Annotated in this window: 18 protein-coding genes; 5 read left to right on the top strand and 13 right to left on the bottom strand. The window is 70.2% G+C overall.

All coding sequences use genetic code 11. The features are described 5' to 3' along the window. Positions 1–14: 14 nt before the first annotated feature. The 6 genes from BWR60_RS09925 to BWR60_RS09900 form a co-directional block, all read right to left on the bottom strand. Positions 15–407: a type II toxin-antitoxin system VapC family toxin gene (locus BWR60_RS09925; protein WP_218823426.1), complete on the bottom strand. Its 393-nt coding sequence runs from the start codon at positions 405–407 to the stop codon at positions 15–17. A gap of 12 nt (positions 408–419) precedes the next feature. Next, complete coding sequence (locus tag BWR60_RS09920) at positions 420–671, bottom strand: antitoxin (protein ID WP_088150851.1); 252 nt, start codon at positions 669–671, stop codon at positions 420–422. A 71-nt stretch (positions 672–742) separates the two neighbouring features. Then, positions 743–1,639: a bifunctional 5,10-methylenetetrahydrofolate dehydrogenase/5,10-methenyltetrahydrofolate cyclohydrolase gene (locus BWR60_RS09915; RefSeq protein WP_088150850.1), complete on the bottom strand. Its 897-nt coding sequence runs from the start codon at positions 1,637–1,639 to the stop codon at positions 743–745. A gap of 90 nt (positions 1,640–1,729) precedes the next feature. Further along, the gene (locus tag BWR60_RS09910; protein ID WP_218823425.1) at positions 1,730–2,542 is read right to left on the bottom strand and encodes a carbohydrate ABC transporter permease; all 813 of its coding nucleotides are present in this window, start codon (positions 2,540–2,542) and stop codon (positions 1,730–1,732) included. Beyond that, positions 2,539–3,408: a carbohydrate ABC transporter permease gene (locus tag BWR60_RS09905; protein WP_088150849.1), complete on the bottom strand. Its 870-nt coding sequence runs from the start codon at positions 3,406–3,408 to the stop codon at positions 2,539–2,541. The genes BWR60_RS09910 and BWR60_RS09905 overlap by 4 nt, the downstream gene beginning before the upstream one ends. 174 nt (positions 3,409–3,582) lie before the next feature. Continuing rightward, positions 3,583–4,806: an ABC transporter substrate-binding protein gene (locus BWR60_RS09900; protein WP_218823424.1), complete on the bottom strand. Its 1,224-nt coding sequence runs from the start codon at positions 4,804–4,806 to the stop codon at positions 3,583–3,585. Positions 4,807–5,076: 270 nt separating this feature from the next. Between BWR60_RS09900 and BWR60_RS09895 the strand changes: the two genes are divergently transcribed. Continuing rightward, complete coding sequence (locus BWR60_RS09895) at positions 5,077–6,117, top strand: LacI family DNA-binding transcriptional regulator (protein WP_218823423.1); 1,041 nt, start codon at positions 5,077–5,079, stop codon at positions 6,115–6,117. 184 nt (positions 6,118–6,301) lie between these two features. Here the strand turns inward: BWR60_RS09895 and BWR60_RS09890 are convergent, their stop codons facing one another. From BWR60_RS09890 to BWR60_RS09880, 3 genes are all read right to left on the bottom strand, one after another. After that, positions 6,302–6,730: a GNAT family N-acetyltransferase gene (locus tag BWR60_RS09890; RefSeq protein ID WP_088150847.1), complete on the bottom strand. Its 429-nt coding sequence runs from the start codon at positions 6,728–6,730 to the stop codon at positions 6,302–6,304. 28 nt (positions 6,731–6,758) lie between these two features. Continuing rightward, complete coding sequence (locus tag BWR60_RS09885; protein WP_088150846.1) at positions 6,759–7,547, bottom strand: phosphodiesterase; 789 nt, start codon at positions 7,545–7,547, stop codon at positions 6,759–6,761. A gap of 156 nt (positions 7,548–7,703) precedes the next feature. Next, entirely contained in the window at positions 7,704–8,768 is a 1,065-nt protein-coding gene (locus tag BWR60_RS09880; protein WP_088150845.1) for a trypsin-like peptidase domain-containing protein, read from the bottom strand. 287 nt (positions 8,769–9,055) lie between these two features. Here BWR60_RS09880 and BWR60_RS09875 point away from each other — a divergent pair, with 287 nt between their 5' ends. Beyond that, on the top strand, positions 9,056–9,283 hold the full coding sequence (locus BWR60_RS09875) for a hypothetical protein (RefSeq protein ID WP_088150844.1): 228 nt from the start codon (positions 9,056–9,058) through the stop codon (positions 9,281–9,283). A 147-nt stretch (positions 9,284–9,430) separates the two neighbouring features. On the opposite strand, the gene aroC is transcribed toward BWR60_RS09875, so the two are convergent. The 3 genes from aroC to fabI form a co-directional block, all read right to left on the bottom strand. Beyond that, positions 9,431–10,507: a chorismate synthase gene (gene aroC / locus BWR60_RS09870; RefSeq protein ID WP_088150843.1), complete on the bottom strand. Its 1,077-nt coding sequence runs from the start codon at positions 10,505–10,507 to the stop codon at positions 9,431–9,433. A gap of 174 nt (positions 10,508–10,681) precedes the next feature. Beyond that, complete coding sequence (locus BWR60_RS09865; protein WP_088150842.1) at positions 10,682–11,179, bottom strand: GNAT family N-acetyltransferase; 498 nt, start codon at positions 11,177–11,179, stop codon at positions 10,682–10,684. Then, positions 11,176–12,015, bottom strand: a complete 840-nt coding sequence (fabI, locus tag BWR60_RS09860) for an enoyl-ACP reductase FabI (protein ID WP_088150841.1) — start codon at positions 12,013–12,015, stop codon at positions 11,176–11,178. The genes BWR60_RS09865 and fabI overlap by 4 nt, the downstream gene beginning before the upstream one ends. A gap of 111 nt (positions 12,016–12,126) precedes the next feature. On the opposite strand from fabI, the gene BWR60_RS09855 reads away from it, so the two are divergent. After that, on the top strand, positions 12,127–13,494 hold the full coding sequence (locus BWR60_RS09855; RefSeq protein ID WP_088150840.1) for a YihY family inner membrane protein: 1,368 nt from the start codon (positions 12,127–12,129) through the stop codon (positions 13,492–13,494). A gap of 199 nt (positions 13,495–13,693) precedes the next feature. On the opposite strand, the gene BWR60_RS09850 is transcribed toward BWR60_RS09855, so the two are convergent. Continuing rightward, positions 13,694–14,164 (bottom strand): RT0821/Lpp0805 family surface protein, encoded by a 471-nt coding sequence (locus tag BWR60_RS09850; protein ID WP_088150839.1) that lies wholly within the window; start codon positions 14,162–14,164, stop codon positions 13,694–13,696. A gap of 117 nt (positions 14,165–14,281) precedes the next feature. Between BWR60_RS09850 and pdxH the strand changes: the two genes are divergently transcribed. Next, positions 14,282–14,959 carry a pyridoxamine 5'-phosphate oxidase gene (pdxH, locus tag BWR60_RS09845; RefSeq protein ID WP_088150838.1) on the top strand — a complete coding sequence of 226 codons (678 nt, stop codon included), beginning with the start codon at positions 14,282–14,284 and terminating at the stop codon, positions 14,957–14,959. Beyond that, on the top strand, positions 14,956–15,921 hold the full coding sequence (locus BWR60_RS09840; protein WP_230983005.1) for a cation diffusion facilitator family transporter: 966 nt from the start codon (positions 14,956–14,958) through the stop codon (positions 15,919–15,921). The genes pdxH and BWR60_RS09840 overlap by 4 nt, the downstream gene beginning before the upstream one ends. Positions 15,922–15,988 lie beyond the last annotated feature (67 nt).

Here is a 15,988-nt window from a genome sequence, read left to right as displayed (position 1 = left end):
GGGTTGCGGCGGCGTCAGGGCTTCGCCCAATTCTCCACCGTCAGGCCGGGATAGAAATTGAAGTCGGCTTCGTTGTTCGTGACCAGGGGCAGCCCCAGGCTGAGGGCATGGGACGCGATCATGCGGTCCAGCACATCGCGCCGGCGGTCGCGGATGGCGGCGGCCAGCACGCCGTGGCGGACTGCCGCCTCCGTGTCGAAGGGCTGGGCCGGGATGAAGTCGAGCAGCCGGTCCAGGGCCTGTTCGGCCTGGGGCTTCGCCGACGGGTCACGCTCGACCCCGTGGCGCAGCTCGGCCAGCGTCACCACCGACATCACCACATCGCCCTGAGACAGCGCCGCGAAGCGACTGAGCACCTGCGGCGGCTGACGCTGGATCAGATGGATGCAGATATTGGTATCGAGCATGTAGCGCATGGCTCAGGCGCCGTCGCCCCGGCCCCAATCCCGCTCCTTCTGCTCGTGATGCTCCCGACCCTCGGCCATGAAGCCCGGCGGAAAAGACGCAAAGACCTGCGCCACGCCGGCCAGTGAGCGGGACGTCACCGGCCGGATGAGCAGAGTGTCACCCCGGCGCTCGATCTCCACATCCTGCGCCGCGTCGGCGAAGGCCAGCTCCTTGGGAATGCGCACGGCCAGGGAGTTGCCGCTTCTGAACAGCCGGGTCAGCATCGATCGCCTCCATTACGTATATACAGTATATACAAAACGGTGGTCGGAATTCAATGCGGCCAGGCGTCGGCTCAGGCGATCGACGCCCCCAACCGGGCCTCGTAATGGGCCTTCTGGCGGCGGGTGGCGACCACCGTGTTGCGCATCAGCACGGCCACCGTCACCGGCCCGACGCCGCCCGGCACCGGGGTGATCCAGCCCGCCACCGGGGCGACGCTGTCATAGTCGACATCGCCGACAACGCGGCTTTTGCCGTCATCGTCCAGCACCTCGTTGATGCCGATGTCGATCACCGCGGCGCCCGGCTTGATCATGTCGCCGGTGACCAGCTTCGGCTTGCCGACGGCGACGAACACCGCATCGGCCCGGCGCGAATGCATGGAGACCGAGCGGGTCATGTGGTGGCAGACCGTGACCGTCGCGCCTTCCGACATCAGCAGGAAGGCGATCGGCTTGCCGACGATCTCGGAATGGCCGATCACCACCACCTCCAGCCCCGCCAGGGTCAGGCCGGTGCGCTTCAGCATCTCCACCGCCGCCAGGGCGGTGCAGGGCGCCAGCTCCAGCTCGTTGTAGACGATGTTGCCGATCGAGGCCGGGTTCATGCCCTCGACATCCTTGAGCGGATGGATCGCCGTCTGCATCGCCTTGATCGAGATGTGCTTCGGCACCGGGCGTTGCAGGATGATGCCGCTGACCTGCGGGTCGGCGTTCAGCGCGGCGATGGCGGCGCGCAGCTCCTCCTGCGTGATCCGCTCCGGCAGGCGCCGGGTCTCGAAGGCGATGCCGACGCCCTCGGCCGTGCGCCGCTGGTTGCGGACATAGACGTCGACCGCGCTCTCGTCGCCGACCGTGATCGACACCAGCTTCGGCGGCCAATGCGCCTCGCCCAGCGCCTGCACCTCCGCCGCCACATCGGCCAGGATGGCATCCGCCACCGCCCGCCCGGTCAGGTCCCGCTCGCCCATCGCCCTGCTCCGCCGCATCCAGGATGCGCGGCTTTTCGCCTCGACGGGCGGCAGCGTCAACCCGCGCGGACGGATGGCACCCCTGTGCCGCTATTTGGCCTGATGGGCGAAGCCGCGCAGCAGGTGCTTCTGGATGTAGCCGGCGACCAGCAGCACCGGCAGCGAGGACAGGAGGCCGATCGCCATCAGCCGGCCCCACAGCGTCTCATCCTCGGTGATGAAGGTGGCGACGTAGAGCGGCAGGGTGAAGCGGCTGGGGCGCTGGAGGTAGAGCAGCGCGAACAGGAACTCGTTCCAGCACAGGATCAGGGCGAAGATCAGCGTCGCCACCAGCCCGGGCAGGGCCAGCGGCAGCACGATGTGCCACAGCCGGCGCAAGAGGCCGGCGCCGTCGATCGCAGCCGCGGCCTCGATCTCCACCGGCACCTCGCGCACGAAGCCCAGCAGCATCCACAGGCAGAAGGGCAGGGTGTAGAGCTGGTAGACCAGCACCAGCCCGGACAGGGTGCCGAGCAGGCCGAGATCCAGCAGCAGCGCGTGCAGCGGCAGCGCCACCACGATCGGCGGCATCAGCTTGACCACCAGCACCAGCAGCAGGAACAGCACGTCGAGCCGCCTGGGGAAGCGGAACCGGGACAGGGCATAGGCGGCCAGGAAGCCGGCGAACAGCGACAGCAGCGTGGCGCCGAAGGCGACGATGGCGGTGTTCTTCAGCCGCACCAGGAAGCCGTCGGCCAGCACCGCCCGGATGTTGTCGAGGGTCGGCGCGGTCGGCAGGAAGCCGCGCCCCGCGAGGGCCGGGGTCTCGAAGGCCGCACCGATCATCCACACCACCGGCAGGGCGAAGACCAGGACGAAGAACGCGATACCGGCATAGGCGGGAACCTGGCGGAGGCGGGTCACTTGGACGAGCCCCGCATGGCCTGGGCGGCGTAGACGGCGCAGAGGCCGCAGGCGATCGCCATCATCACCACCGAGGCGGCGGCGGCGAGGCCGACATCGAAGAACTTGAAGCCCTTCTGGTAGACATACATCGACATCGTCTCGGTGGCGTTGCCGGGGCCGCCGCCGGTCAGGGCGTACACCTTGTCGAACAGCTTGAAGGTGTCGATCAGGCGCAGCAGCAGCGCCAGGAAAATCTGGCCGCGCACCAGCGGCAGCACGATCCGGGTCAGCAGCACCCAGGGGCGGGCGCCGTCGGTCCGCGCCGCCTCCACCACCTCGGGCGGGATCGACTGCAGCCCGGCCAGGACGATCAGCGTCGTCATCGGCGTCCATTGCCAGGTGTCGACCAGCATCACCGACCACAGCGCCAGGCCTGGATCCGACAACCACGCGACCCGCGGCAGGTGCAGCCAGGTGAGCGCGCCGTTCAGGATCCCGACATCGTAATGGAACCAGGACCGCCAGATCGCCGAGCAGACCAGGGTCGACAGCATCATCGGATAGACCACAACCGACAGCACCGCGCCGCGGCCGCGGAACTCGCGGTTCAGCAGCAGGGCCAGCCCGGTGCCGAGCGCGACCTGGACCAGCGAGGCCACGACCGCGAACTTCACCGTGTTGCCGATATCGACCCGGAAGAACCAGTCGCCGAACAGCGTCACGTAGTTCTCGAGGCCGACCCAGCGCGCGGTGTCGGCGGCGTAGTCGATGTCCTGGAAGGAGTAGAGCGCGACCTGGACCACGGGCGCGAGCGCGAACACGACCAGCAGCAGCGCGGCGGGAAGCAGGAGCAGCACGAGCTGCCGGCGGTCGGTGAAGAGCATGAAGGTCCGGGAACAGGAATCGGTCGAAACGGAAGGGCCGGTGCCGCCCCCTCACCCGGACATCCTGGGGGATGTCCGACCTCTCCCCAAGGGAGAGGCGAAACACCCCTCTCCTCGGGGAGAGGGAGGGGCCCGGCTCGCTTGGGCCGGGAGGGTGAGGGGGAAGGCCGCCGGTTACTTCTTCGCCAGCGCCGTGTCGATGTCGGCCGAGGCCTTCTTCAGGGCCTCTTCCGGCGCCACCTGGCCGACCAGGGCCAGCTGCAGGTAGTCGCCGAGGATCGATTCGACCTGCGGCCACTGCTTGATCCGCGGCCGCGACACGCCGGCCTCGAGCGCCTTCAGCTGGTCCGGGTACCAGCGGTACTTGGCGACCAGGTCCTTGTCGGCATAGAGCGCGGTCAGCGTCGGCGGCAGGCCGAAGCGCAGCGCCAGCTCCTTCTGCATCTCCGCGCCGTTCAGGAAGGCCAGGAACTTCTGCGCGCCCTCGGCGTTCGGCGCGCCGGACGGCACCGCCACCTGCCAGATGCCCAGCATCGGCGCCGGGCCCTTGGTCTCGCCCGGGGCCGGGCCGATCGCGACCTTGCCGACCACCTTCGACTTGTCGGCCTCGTCCAGCGACGGCACCCAGGCCGGCCAGACCTCGATCGCCATCGCGGCGCGGCCCTGCTGCAGCGCGTCGCGCACCTCGGTGGCGTTGTAGGTCTCGACCCCGGTCGGGGCATAGGCCTTCAGCGCCAGGAACTGCTGCAGCGCCTTGACGCCGGCCGGCGACGCCAGCGCCGCCTTGCCCGAGCCGTCGATGACCTCGCCGCCATGGGCCCAGAAGATCGGCAGGAAGCCGGTCACGATCGGGTTGCCCTTGGTGCCGCGGAACACCACGCCGGCCACATTCGGGTCCTTGGCCTTCAGCGTCTCCGCCGCCTTGACCACGTCGCTCCAGCTCTTCGGCGCGGCCAGGCCGGCGGCCTGGAACAGGTCGGTGCGCCAGGCGAACATCTCGACATTGCCGGCGAAGGGCAGCGCCACGACCTTGCCGTCCGTGCCCTTGGACAGGGCGGTCAGGCTGGGGATCACGCCCGACAGGTCGGCGGTCACCGGCTTCAGCCAGCCATTGGCGGTGAATTCCGGCATCCAGGTGTCGTCGGCGACGATCACGTCATAGGCGTCGGCGCCGCCGCGCAGCGACACCACCAGCTTCTCGTACAGGCTGGCATAGGGCAGCTTCAGCAGCTCGACCTCGGTGTCCGGCGACACCTTCTTGTAGGCATCGATCGCATAGGCCAGGGCGTCGCCATAAACGCCGTCGCGGCCTGCAATCACCAGCTCATCCGCCTGCGCGGTCCCGGCCAGCAGCAGCGCCGCCAGGCCCGCCACCCGGCCGATCAACTTCGTCATCATCTCCCAATCCCTCCCAGTCCGCAGGATCGTCGGCGGCGCTCCGGACAACGAAAATGTGAACACGTGTTCACGATCCATCAAATCCGATCGTTCGGCCGCACCGCTCTCCGGCGGCGGTTCTATCATGGTCCCGGACACCGCACGCTTTCAAGGAAATGAATGTTTCGTGACGGTCCGGTGACATCGCTTCGGGGCAAACGATTTCCGCTTTACGATGCTCCGCGTTCGTGAACACGTGTGCGCTGTTGAGTCTTCGGCTCGGAGGCCTGGTTGGGACGGCGACGGCAGGATTTCGGGGCACGGCCGGTGACGGCCCAGGCTGTGGCGGACCGGGCGGGCGTGTCGCGCGCCACGGTGTCGCGCATCATGTCGGGCCAGGCCCGGGTGGCCGACGAGACCCGCGAGCGGGTGCTGGAGGCGGCCTCGGCCCTGGGCTACCAGGTCAACATGCTGGGCCGCGGCATGAACCGCCAGCGCTCCGACCTGGTCGGCATCGTCGTGCGCGGCGCCACCGATCCCTACCGCGCCGCGCTGTTCGAGGCGCTGCTGCGCGAGATCGACGCCCGCGGCCTGCAGTCGCTGGTGGCCGAGGTCGACGACGAGGCGGCGCTGGACCGCACCATCGCCCGCTTCCTGCAATACCGGGTGAGCGGCGTGCTGGTCACCTCCGGCGCGCCGCCGATCGCCCTGGCCGAGCAATGCGCCCGGCTGGGCATCCCGGTGGTGGCGCTGAACCGCGCCGTGTCGATCCCCGGGGTCGACGCCGTGCTGTCGGACAACGAGACCGGAGGCCGGCTGGCGGCGGAGGCGCTGCTGCAGGCCGGCTGCCGACATCTGGGCTTCCTCGGGGTCGAGGGCGGCACCTATAGCGGCCTGGCCCGCAGCGCCGCCTTCGTCGCCGCGCTGGCGCCGGCCCTGGCCGCCGGCCGCGCCACCTTCCGCCCGCTCCTCGCCGCCGGGCCGGGCCATGAGGCCGGCGCCGCGGCCGCCGCCCGGGCCTGGGACGCGCCGCTGGACGGGCTGTTCTGCGCCAGCGACCTGCTGGCCTGCGGCTTCCTGGACGGCGCCCGGGCGACGGGCCGGGCGGCGCCGCGCGATGTCTCGATCATCGGCTTCGACGACGTGACGCCGGCCGGGCTGGCGCCCTACCGGCTGACCACGATCCGCCAGGATGCCGCCGGCCTGGCCGCCCGCGCCGCGGCGCTGATGCTGGAGCGCGCCGAGGATCCCGCCCGGCCGGCCGTGATCGACGTGGTGCCGGTGACGCTGGTGCGGCGGGAGACGGTGGCTGGCCTGAATGAGGTGACCTGAGGTCTGGTCACCAAAACCTTTTTAGAATTCCCAAAACCGTCATTGCGAGCGAAGCGAAGCAATCCAGGGGCCGGTGCGCACCGGCCCCTGGATTGCTTCGTCGGCTTCGCCTCCTCGCAATGACGGCGAGGGAAAGGCATTGTAAGCGATGGGATGGCCGATCCGGGCCCGAACTCATCCCGCGTCAGCTCAGATCCTTGGTCATGAACACGCGGCTGGTGCCCGGCGGGTCGCAGGCGACCTCGCCGAACACCCGCCAGCCCTGGCGGCGGTAGAACTCCGGCGCCTGGAAGCTGATGGTGAACAGGATGCCGGCGCGGCAGCCGCGGCGGCGCCCCTCCTCCTCCATCATCCGCAGGATCCGACTGCCCAGCCCACCCCCGCGCAGCCGCTCCGGCAGCCAGAACAGCTCGACGAACAGCACCCCCAGCGAGGTGCGCCCCTTGGCGCCGCCCAGGATCTCGCCGCTGTCCGGATCCCGGACCACAACCGAGAGCGGCCGCCGGTCGCTATAGCCGGTGACGGCGTCGTTATAGGCGTTCAGCCCGTCATTGATCAGGGCCTCCAGCCGGTCGTCGGCCGTCTCGGTCATGACGATCTCGGGATCGCTCATCGCCGCCTCCGCCTCTCAGCCTGCACGCTCACGACACCCGGCGCTGCACCCCGTCGATCGGCGACAAATGCGAGACCAGCCGCTTGCCGGTCCAGTACAGCAGCCGGACCAGCGGCGGCTCGATGCCGACCGTCAGCTCGGCCCCCTGCTCGAGGTTGAACCCGACCGCATGCGACGGGCTGGGGCCGATCGAGGCCGGGATGCCGGCGAAGGTGGTGTCGACCGCACGGTGGACATGGCCGCACAGCACATGCACCACCTGGCGGTGCCGGACCAGCACCCGGGCCAGCCCGTCGCCATTGCCGCAGCGCCAGCCATCCATCCGGGTCAGGCCGGTCTCGAAGGGCGGGTGGTGCATGAACACCAGCGCCGGCTGCTGCGGCGCCTCCGACAGCCGGGCGTCGAGCCAGTCCAGCCGCTCGTCGCACAACAGCCCCTCGATCCGGCCCGGGATGGTGGTGTCGAGGCCGATCAGCCGCAGCCCCCCGGTCTCGCCGGCGATGTTCAGGAACGGTCCGTCGGTGCCGACCCCGGCATGGCCGGCGAAGGCCTCGCGCATCGCCTCGCGCGAATCATGGTTGCCGGGGATCGCCAGCATCGGCAGGCCCAGCGGCGCCAGCGCCTTGCGGAACAGCCGGTACGATTCGACATCGCCCCGGTCGACCAGGTCGCCGGTGACCAGCAGCAGGTCCGGCCGCGGCGACAGCGCGCCGAGGTGCTCGACGCAGCGCCGCAGCGCGCCGAGTGCGTCGATTCCCGTCTCCACCGCCACCTCCGGCGTGGTGACGTGGGTGTCGGTGATCTGGGCGATCAGCATGAACGTCCGGTCCTCGGCGTCGCGCAGCGGGACGGGGTCGGCACGGTCGCGCGGGCCGGGCCGACCCGATTTCAGTCCCAGACCGTTACACCGGCGGTGAGGCCGAGCGCCAGCGCCGGATGCGGCGCCCGCGCCCCGGCCCGCGACACCGAACGGTTATTGCGCGCCGAGCGCGACCGGCAGGCTGAGCGTGTCCTTGCCGCGCACGACGGTCAGGGTCACCGAGGTCTGCGGCCGCATCAGGCCGACGGCGTTGCGCAGCGCGGTGGCGCCGTCGATCGGGTGCCCGTCCAGCGCCGTCACCACGTCGCCGATCTTGAGGCCGGCCGAGGCCGCGACGGTGCCGGGGACGATGCCGGTGATCAGCGCGCCGCGGGTGGCGGCGGAGATGCCGCGCGACGTCGCCTTGGCCGGCGTCAGGTCCTCGATCGCCACGCCGAGCTTGGCCCGCGAGACCGAGCCGAACTGCTCGATCTGGTCGATCGAGTTCTTGACCATGTGCATCGGGATGGCGAAGCCGATGCCGGCATTGGCGCCGGACGGGCTGATGATCGCCGTGTTGATGCCGACCAGATGGCCGTCGAGATTGATCAGCGCGCCGCCGGAGCTGCCGGGGTTGATCGCCGCGTCGGTCTGGATGAAGTCCTCATAGCCCTCGATGCCCAGGCCGCTGCGTCCGGTGGCGCTGACGATGCCGAGCGACGCGGTCTGGCCGAGGCCGAAGGGGTTGCCGATCGCGACCACGAAGTCGCCGACCTTGGGCATGTCGGTGTCGTCCACCGGCAGCTCGGTGGTCAGCCCCGCCGCCGGGATGCGCAGCACCGCGATGTCGATGTCCGCGGCCGAGCCCACGACCTGGGCCGGCACCTCGTTGCCGTTGCCGAGGGTGACGCCGATCTCGGTGGCGTTCTCGACGACATGGGCGCTGGTGACGACCAGCCCCTTGGCGGCGTCAACGACGACGCCGGAGCCGACGCTGCGGAACGCCTTCTCCTTCTCGCCGCCGAAATAGCGCCGGATGTCGGGGTCGCGCAGCATCTCGGCGCTGGGGCGCACGGTGCCGCGGACCGAGACGTTCACCACCGCCGGCATGGCCTTGGTCAGCAGCGGGTTCAGCGTCGGCAGCCCTCCGCTCGAGGCGGAGCCGACCGAGCCGCCGGAATTGCAGGCGGACAGCGCCAACATCGCAGGCACGATCAGCAGCGTCAGGATGCGGCGCATCAAATCTCTCCTTCCGATCCGCTGGAAGATGTGCGCCGGTTTGCGCCAAGCGTCCAGGCCCCGGGTTGATTCCCGATCACCGAACCCGCGAGGGCGGTGAAAGTTCACGGACGGCCGGCCAGGGTGGCGGCAAGACCGGCCTGGAGCAAGGGTTTTGCGGTCGGAGCGACACTGCCCCTCCCATCTCGCCCCCGGGCAGGGTATATAGTCAGACATGACGGCTGTGTGACATCGGCGTCGGCGACGGGCGTCGGGCCGCGATCCGCTTCAGATCCGGAGGAACTTCAATGACCGCGACGGACCATGCCGACAGCGCGGATATCGAGGCTTTGGCGAAATTTTTGTCCGAATCCGACGCGGCGGCGGTGGCGCCCTACGCGCTGGTGCGCCGCGGCCGGATCAAGTGCTTCTTCGACAACCCGTCGACGGCGACCGAAAGCGGCATCCAGGCCTATGCCGACCGCGCCTTCACCGTGATCGACGTCCGCGCCCGGCAGGTCGTGCGGAGGCGCTGAGGGGCGACGGCTATCGCGCACATCGCATCCCCATAGTCTGTCATCCCCGGGCTTGACCCGGGGATCCAGAGAGCGTCGACACCCACTGGATTGCCGGGTCAAGCCCGGCAATGACAGCAAGGGGAAATGGCAGCGAGGGCAGGCCCCTCAGCCCCGATCCTCGATCGCCCTCTGCCGCAGCAGGTGGTCGGCCAGGACGCAGGCCATCATCGCCTCGCCAACCGGCACGGCGCGAATGCCGACGCAGGGGTCGTGCCGGCCCTTGGTCAGGATCTCGGTGTTGTGGCCCTCGATGTCGACCGTGCGGCGCGGCGTCAGGATCGAGCTGGTCGGCTTGACCGCGAAGCGCACCACCACCGGCTGGCCGGTCGAGATGCCGCCGAGGATGCCGCCGGCATTGTTGGCGGTGAAGCGCAGCTCGCCGTCATTGCCCATCAGCATCTCGTCGGCATTTTCCTCGCCCGACAGGGCCGCGGCGCCGAAGCCGGCGCCGATCTCGACGCCCTTGACCGCGTTGATCGTCATCATCGCCCGGGCCAGGTCGCTGTCGAGCTTGTCGTAGATCGGCTCGCCCCAGCCCGGCGGCACGCCCTCGGCCACCACCTCGACCACCGCGCCGGTGGAGGAGCCGGCCTTGCGCACGCCGTCGAGATAGTCTTCCCAGCGCGAGGCGGTCTCGGCATCCGGGCAGAAGAACGGGTTCTGGTCGACCTGGTCCCAGTCCCAGCGGTCGCGGTCGACCTTGTGCGGGCCGATCTGCACCAGCGCGCCGCGGATGGTGACGCCGGCCAGGATCTTGCGGGCGACGGCGCCGGCGGCGACCCGGCACGCGGTCTCGCGCGCGCTGGACCGGCCGCCGCCGCGCGGGTCGCGGATGCCGTATTTCTTCCAGTAGGTGTAGTCGGCATGGCCGGGCCGGAACTTGGCCGCGATCTCGGAATAGTCCTTGCTGCGCTGGTCGGTGTTCTCGATCAGCAGCGAGATCGGCGTGCCGGTGGTCTGGCCCTCATAGACGCCGGACAGGATCTTGACCTCGTCGGCCTCGCGCCGCTGGGTGACGAAGCGCGACTGGCCGGGCTTGCGCTTGTCCATCCAGGGCTGGATGTCGGCCTCGGCCAGGGGCAAGCGCGGCGGCGCCCCGTCGACCACGACGCCGATCGCGGGCCCGTGGCTTTCGCCCCAGGTGGTGAAGCGGAACAATGTTCCGAAGCTGTTGCCGGCCATGATTTCGTTCCGTCCGGGCCGAACCAGAGTGGCCCCACAAGTCTCTCACCATGTCATTGCCGGGCTTGACCCGGCAATCCAGGGCCGCTGCGAGCGGCTCTGGCTGCCCCTGGATGCCCGGGTCAAGCCCGGGCATGACAAAGAAGGAGGTAAGACCGGCGAGATGCCGGCCGCCTACTCCCCTCCGGCCACGCGGTCGAGGGCGTCGCCCTCGAGCCGATAATAGATCTTCTGCGCCAGCCGCGCCGCGCCGATCCGGTCGTAGAGGCGCTGCGCCCCCTCGTTCCAGGTCTCGGTGGTCCAGTCGAGCCGGGTGCAGCCGCGCTGCTGCGCCAGCCGGGCCAGGAAGCGCAGCAGCGCCTCGCCGGCGCCGAGGCCGCGCGCCCCGTCGCGGACATACAGGTCTTTCAGCTGCAGATGCCCGGTCAAGGCCCGGCCCGGGAACAGCATGCCGAAGCTGGCGATGCCGACCGCCCTTCCGTCGACCTCGGCCAGGGCGATCTCGGTCGGATGCTCGCCCCAGACATACTGCTCGACCCGCTCGGCGGTCACCGCGTCGGGGTCCAGCGTCCGGCCCTGGGCATAGTGCCGGTCGAGGTCCTGGAACAGCTCCGTCACCGCCGCGCGGTCGGCTTCCGTGGCCAGCCGGACCGTGACGGCGGGCGTGCTCACGGCTTCGGCGCCAGGCTCTGCAGCAGCTCGGCCGTCGCGGCCGCATTGTCGACCGCCACCATGCCGACCGTGTGGTAGCCGGCATCGACATGGTGCACCTCGCCGGTGACGCCGGAGCCGAGGTCGGACAGCAGGTACAGGCCGGCGCCGCCGACCTGCTCGATGGTGACGTTGCGCTTCAAGGGCGCGTTCAGCTCGTTCCACTTCAGGATGTAGCGGAAATCGCCGATGCCGCTGGCGGCCAGCGTCTTGATCGGGCCGGCCGAGATGGCGTTGACCCGGATGTTGCGGCCGCCCAGATCGACCGCGAGATAGCGCACGCTGGCCTCCAGCGCCGCCTTGGCCACGCCCATCACGTTGTAGTGCGGCATCACCCGCTCCGCCCCGTAATAGGTCAGGGTCAGGAGGCTGCCGCCGTCGGTCATCAGCGGCACCGCCCGCTGCGCCACGGCGGTGAAGCTGTAGCAGGAGATATCCATGGTGCGCAGGAAGTTGTCCCGCGTCGTGTTCAGGTACAGGCCGTCGAGCTCGTTCTTGTCGGAGAAGGCGATGCCGTGCACCAGGAAGTCGAGCCGGCCCCAGTCGCGCTCCAGCGTCTGGAACACCCCGTCGATGCTGGCCTGGTCGGTGACGTCGCAGGGCAGCACATGGGTCGAGCCGACGCTCTCCGCCAACGGCTTGACACGCTTGTGCAGCGCGTCACCCTGGTAGGTGAAGGCGAGCTCCGCACCCTGCGCCGCACAGGCCGAGGCGATCCCCCAGGCGATCGACCGGTCATTGGCGACGCCCATGATCAAGCCGCGCTTGCCTTGGAGGAGCGGAGAGGGAACCGTCATTGCAGAGCCTCAGTTGGGGTCAGGACACCCGAACGGGGCGCGCCGCGGGTCCTCGGGAATACGCCCGGGATCGTACACGAACGCCCTTTCGGGTCAAATGTGGGCTGATGAATGGCATCGGGACCGGGTGATCGGCAAGAGCGGAGCCGGAGTTTCGGGCAGAAGGCCCGCAGCTGGGCGAAGGCGATCTACACCTTCGGCCGCTATGCGGTGCTGCGGTTCTGGAACGACCGCGGGGCCCAGGCGGCCTCGGCCCTGACCTATTCCTCGCTGCTGGCGCTGGTGCCGATCGCCACCATCGCCTTCTCGATCCTGTCCGCCTTCCCGGCCTTCGGCGTGATCAAGGGCGCGGCCCAGGCCTGGCTGGTCGAGATGCTGGTGCCGGAGGTCGGGCACACGGTGCTGAACTACCTGGAGGGGTTCAGCCAGAACACCGGGCGGCTGACCGCCTTCTCGATCGTCGGACTGGTGGTCAGCTCGGTGCTGCTCTTGGCCACCATCGAGGACGCGTTCAACGGCATCTGGCGGGTGAAGGAGCAGCGGGCCTGGCTGGTGCGGATCGTCACCTTCTGGGCGATCCTGACCCTGACCCCGATCCTGGTGGTCGCCAGCTTCTCCTTCACCATCAGCTTCTTCGGCAGCCACAGCGGCGGCGTGGCCCAGCAGCTATGGGCGCCGTTCATCGGCTTCGTGCCGCTGGTGCTGCAGTTCATCGGCTTCACCTTCCTGTACCAGCTGATCCCGAACCGTTCGGTGCGCTGGAACGATGCCGTCATCGGCGGGGCCATCGCCGCGGTGGCGTTCGACCTGTCCAAGCGCCTGTTCGCCTGGTACCTGCGCGAATTCCCGGCCTATGAGACGATCTACGGTGCCCTGGCCACCATCCCGATCTTCCTGCTGTGGCTGTATCTCGCCTGGTCGATCGTGCTGATCGGCGCGGTGATCGCCGCGGCGCTGCCCGACTGGCGGTCCGGCCGCCTGCTGGGCGGCGAGATCGACAGCATCCTGCCCGGGCCGCGCCTGACCATCGCGGTCGCCATCCTGCGTGAGCTGGCGGCCGCCAGCCGCCTCGGCGTCGGCCTGCATCGCCCGACCCTGGTGGACCGGGTGCCGGTCGGCATCTCCGCCCTCGACGGCATGCTGGAGCAGCTGCGCCACGCCCGCTTCGTCGAGCGCTCCGCCGCCGACACCTGGCTGATCTCGCGCGACCTGCGGATCACGACGCTGGCCGACCTGATGCGCGGCCTCGGCGTCGGCATGCGCGGCAAGATCGGCGAGGTGCCGGGGCTGGAGGGTGCCTGGCTGCAGGCGCTGGCCGACCGCATCCACGCCGCCGAGGAGGCGCATCAGGACAGCCTGGGCGTATCGCTGGCGGCGGTGCTGGTGGACGAGCCGCCGGCCGAGCGCCTGGCCGGCCGCGGAGAGAAGCCGCCGATCCCGCTGCACCGGGTGGCCCCGAATGCGGAAGGCCCGCCGTGAGGGGCACGGCGGGCCTTCTTCGGACACGTCGGATCGTGCGTCCTACACCAGCGGCCTGAAACATCGCCCCGTCATGGCGAGCCCCGGAGGGGCGCGGCCATCCAGGGCGGCTCGCACCGGCCCCTGGATGGCCACGGCGCTGCGCGCCTCGCCATGACGAGGAAGGGCTAGAGAATCGATCTTAAAGGCCGTTGGTCTCTTAGCCGTTCTGGATCCGCCAGGTGCCATCCCCCTCGCGGCAGGCGGTGCCGGTGCCGGTCTGGGCCCGGCCCTGGACGTAGATGGTCTGGGTGAAGTCGCGGCAGTCGCGCCCGTAGTCGCGATAGGTGCGGGTCGGGGTGACGGTGCCGTAATTGCCCGAGTCCGGGTTGCGCCAGGAGCTCGAGGTGCCGGTCTGGGCGGTCTCGAACGACCGGTTGTAGGTGCGCTCGGCATAGAGCTGGTCCGACCGGTCGAGCGAGGATCCGACCGAGTTGCCGAGCCAGCCGCCGATCAGCACGCCGGCGGCGGTCGCGGCCAGCTTGCCGGTGCCGCTGCCGAACTGCGAGCCCAGCAGGCCGCCACCGGCCGCGCCGATCAGCGTGCCGGCGCCCTGCTTCGGGCCGTAGTCCTGGCACCCGGCCAGGGCGACCGCACCCACGAGCACGGCGGCGATGGTGAACTTCCTCATTCTCTCCGATCCTCCTGGGATGCCCGCAGCGGGCATCGGACCTGTCCTGGCCGCCATGGACTTCACGGCGTCGATGCCTAATGTAGCCAAAATTCGACCGAATGAAGGCCGTGCGCCATGACGACGCCCCCGTCCGACACGCCGAATTCCGGCAGTGCCGCATCCGAACCCGCAAACCGGGATTTCGTTCCGCCGGCGGACCCGTTCGCCCTGTTCGAGGGCTGGTTCGCCCTGGCATCGGCCCATGAAATCAACGACCCCAACGCCGTGGCCCTGGCGACCGCGACGGCCGACGGCGTGCCGTCGGTGCGGATGGTGCTGCTGAAGGGGGTCGACGACGCCGCGGCCGAGGCGCGCGGCTTCGTCTTCTTCACCAATCTGGAGAGCCGGAAGGGCGAGGAGCTGGCGCGCAACCCGCGGGCGGCGCTGTGCTTCTACTGGAAGAGCCTGCGCCGGCAGGTGCGGATCGAGGGGCCGGTGACGCCGGTCGAGCCGGCGGAGGCCGACGCCTATTACGCCAGCCGCGCCCGCGGCAGCCGGATCGGCGCCTGGGCGTCGGCCCAGTCTCGGCCGCTGGCCGACCGGGCGACGCTGGAGCAGGCGGTGGACGAGGCCACCCGCCGCTTCGGGCCGGAGGAATCGGACGGGCCGGTGCCGCGACCGCCGCACTGGTCCGGCTTCCGCCTGGTGCCGTGGCGCATCGAGTTCTGGCAGGAGCGGCCGTACCGCCTGCACGACCGGGTGGTGTACGAGCCGGGCCTGGACGGCTGGCGCCACCACCGGCTGTATCCGTGACCGATATCGCCCGGACCGGGCAGACCGGCGGGGGGCAGACCGGCGGCGACCAGGCCCGGCGCGACCGGCTGCTGAAGCTGGCCACGGCGATCAGCGTCTCGGTCGCCTCCACCCTCGCCGTGCTCAAGCTGGGCGCCTGGCTGGTGACCGGGTCGGCGGCGATCCTGTCGTCGCTGCTGGACAGCATGGTCGACGTCGCCGCCTCCGGCATCCTGATGATCAGCGTGCGCCACGCGCTGCGACCGCCCGACCGGTCGCACCGCTTCGGCCACGGCAAGGCCGAGCCGCTGGGCGCCATCGCCCAGGCCGCCTTCGTCGGCGGCTCGGCCCTGCTGCTGATCTTCGAATCGGCCGGCCGCTTCATCACGCCGGAGCCGGTGGCCGAGGTGCCGCTGGGCATCGCCGTGATGCTGGTGTCGCTGGTGGCCACGATCTCGCTGGTGCTGTTCCAGCGCAGCGTCGCCCGCCGCACCGATTCGACCGCGATCGCCGCCGACCGGCTGAACTATGTCGGCGACACCGCCACCAGCATCGTGGTGCTGGCGGTGCTGGTGATCGGCCAGCGGCCGGGCTGGCAATGGCTGGACCCCGCCGCTGCCATCGGCGTGGCGCTGTGGCTGCTGGCCAGCGCCGCCGGCATCGCCCGCCGCGCCGTCGACCATTTGATGGACCGCGAGCTGCCGCAGGAGGACCGGAGCCGGATCGCCGCCATCGTCCGCGCCGACCCGGAGGTGGCGGGCCTGCACGACATGCGCACCCGCAGCGCCGGCGGCACCCGGTTCATCGAGCTACATGTCGAGATGGATGGCGGCCTGACCCTGTGGCAGGCCCACACCGTCTGTGACCGGCTGGAGGCGGCGCTGTCCGCCGCCTTCCCCGATTCCGAGGTGATCCTGCACCAGGAGCCGGCCGGGCTGGACGACGACCGGCTGGACCACCGCATCTACAAGCGCCGGACCTGACCCTCCGATCCCCTCTGCGGCCGGGTTCGACCCGGCCCTTGCCGCCTGCTAGGCTGGGCCGGCGACC

Source organism: Inquilinus limosus (assembly GCF_002195995.1).
Taxonomy (GTDB): Bacteria; Pseudomonadota; Alphaproteobacteria; order DSM-16000; family Inquilinaceae; genus Inquilinus; species Inquilinus limosus_C.
Note: the sequence above shows the minus strand (reverse complement) of the source record. Positions and strands in the feature narration are given on the sequence as shown.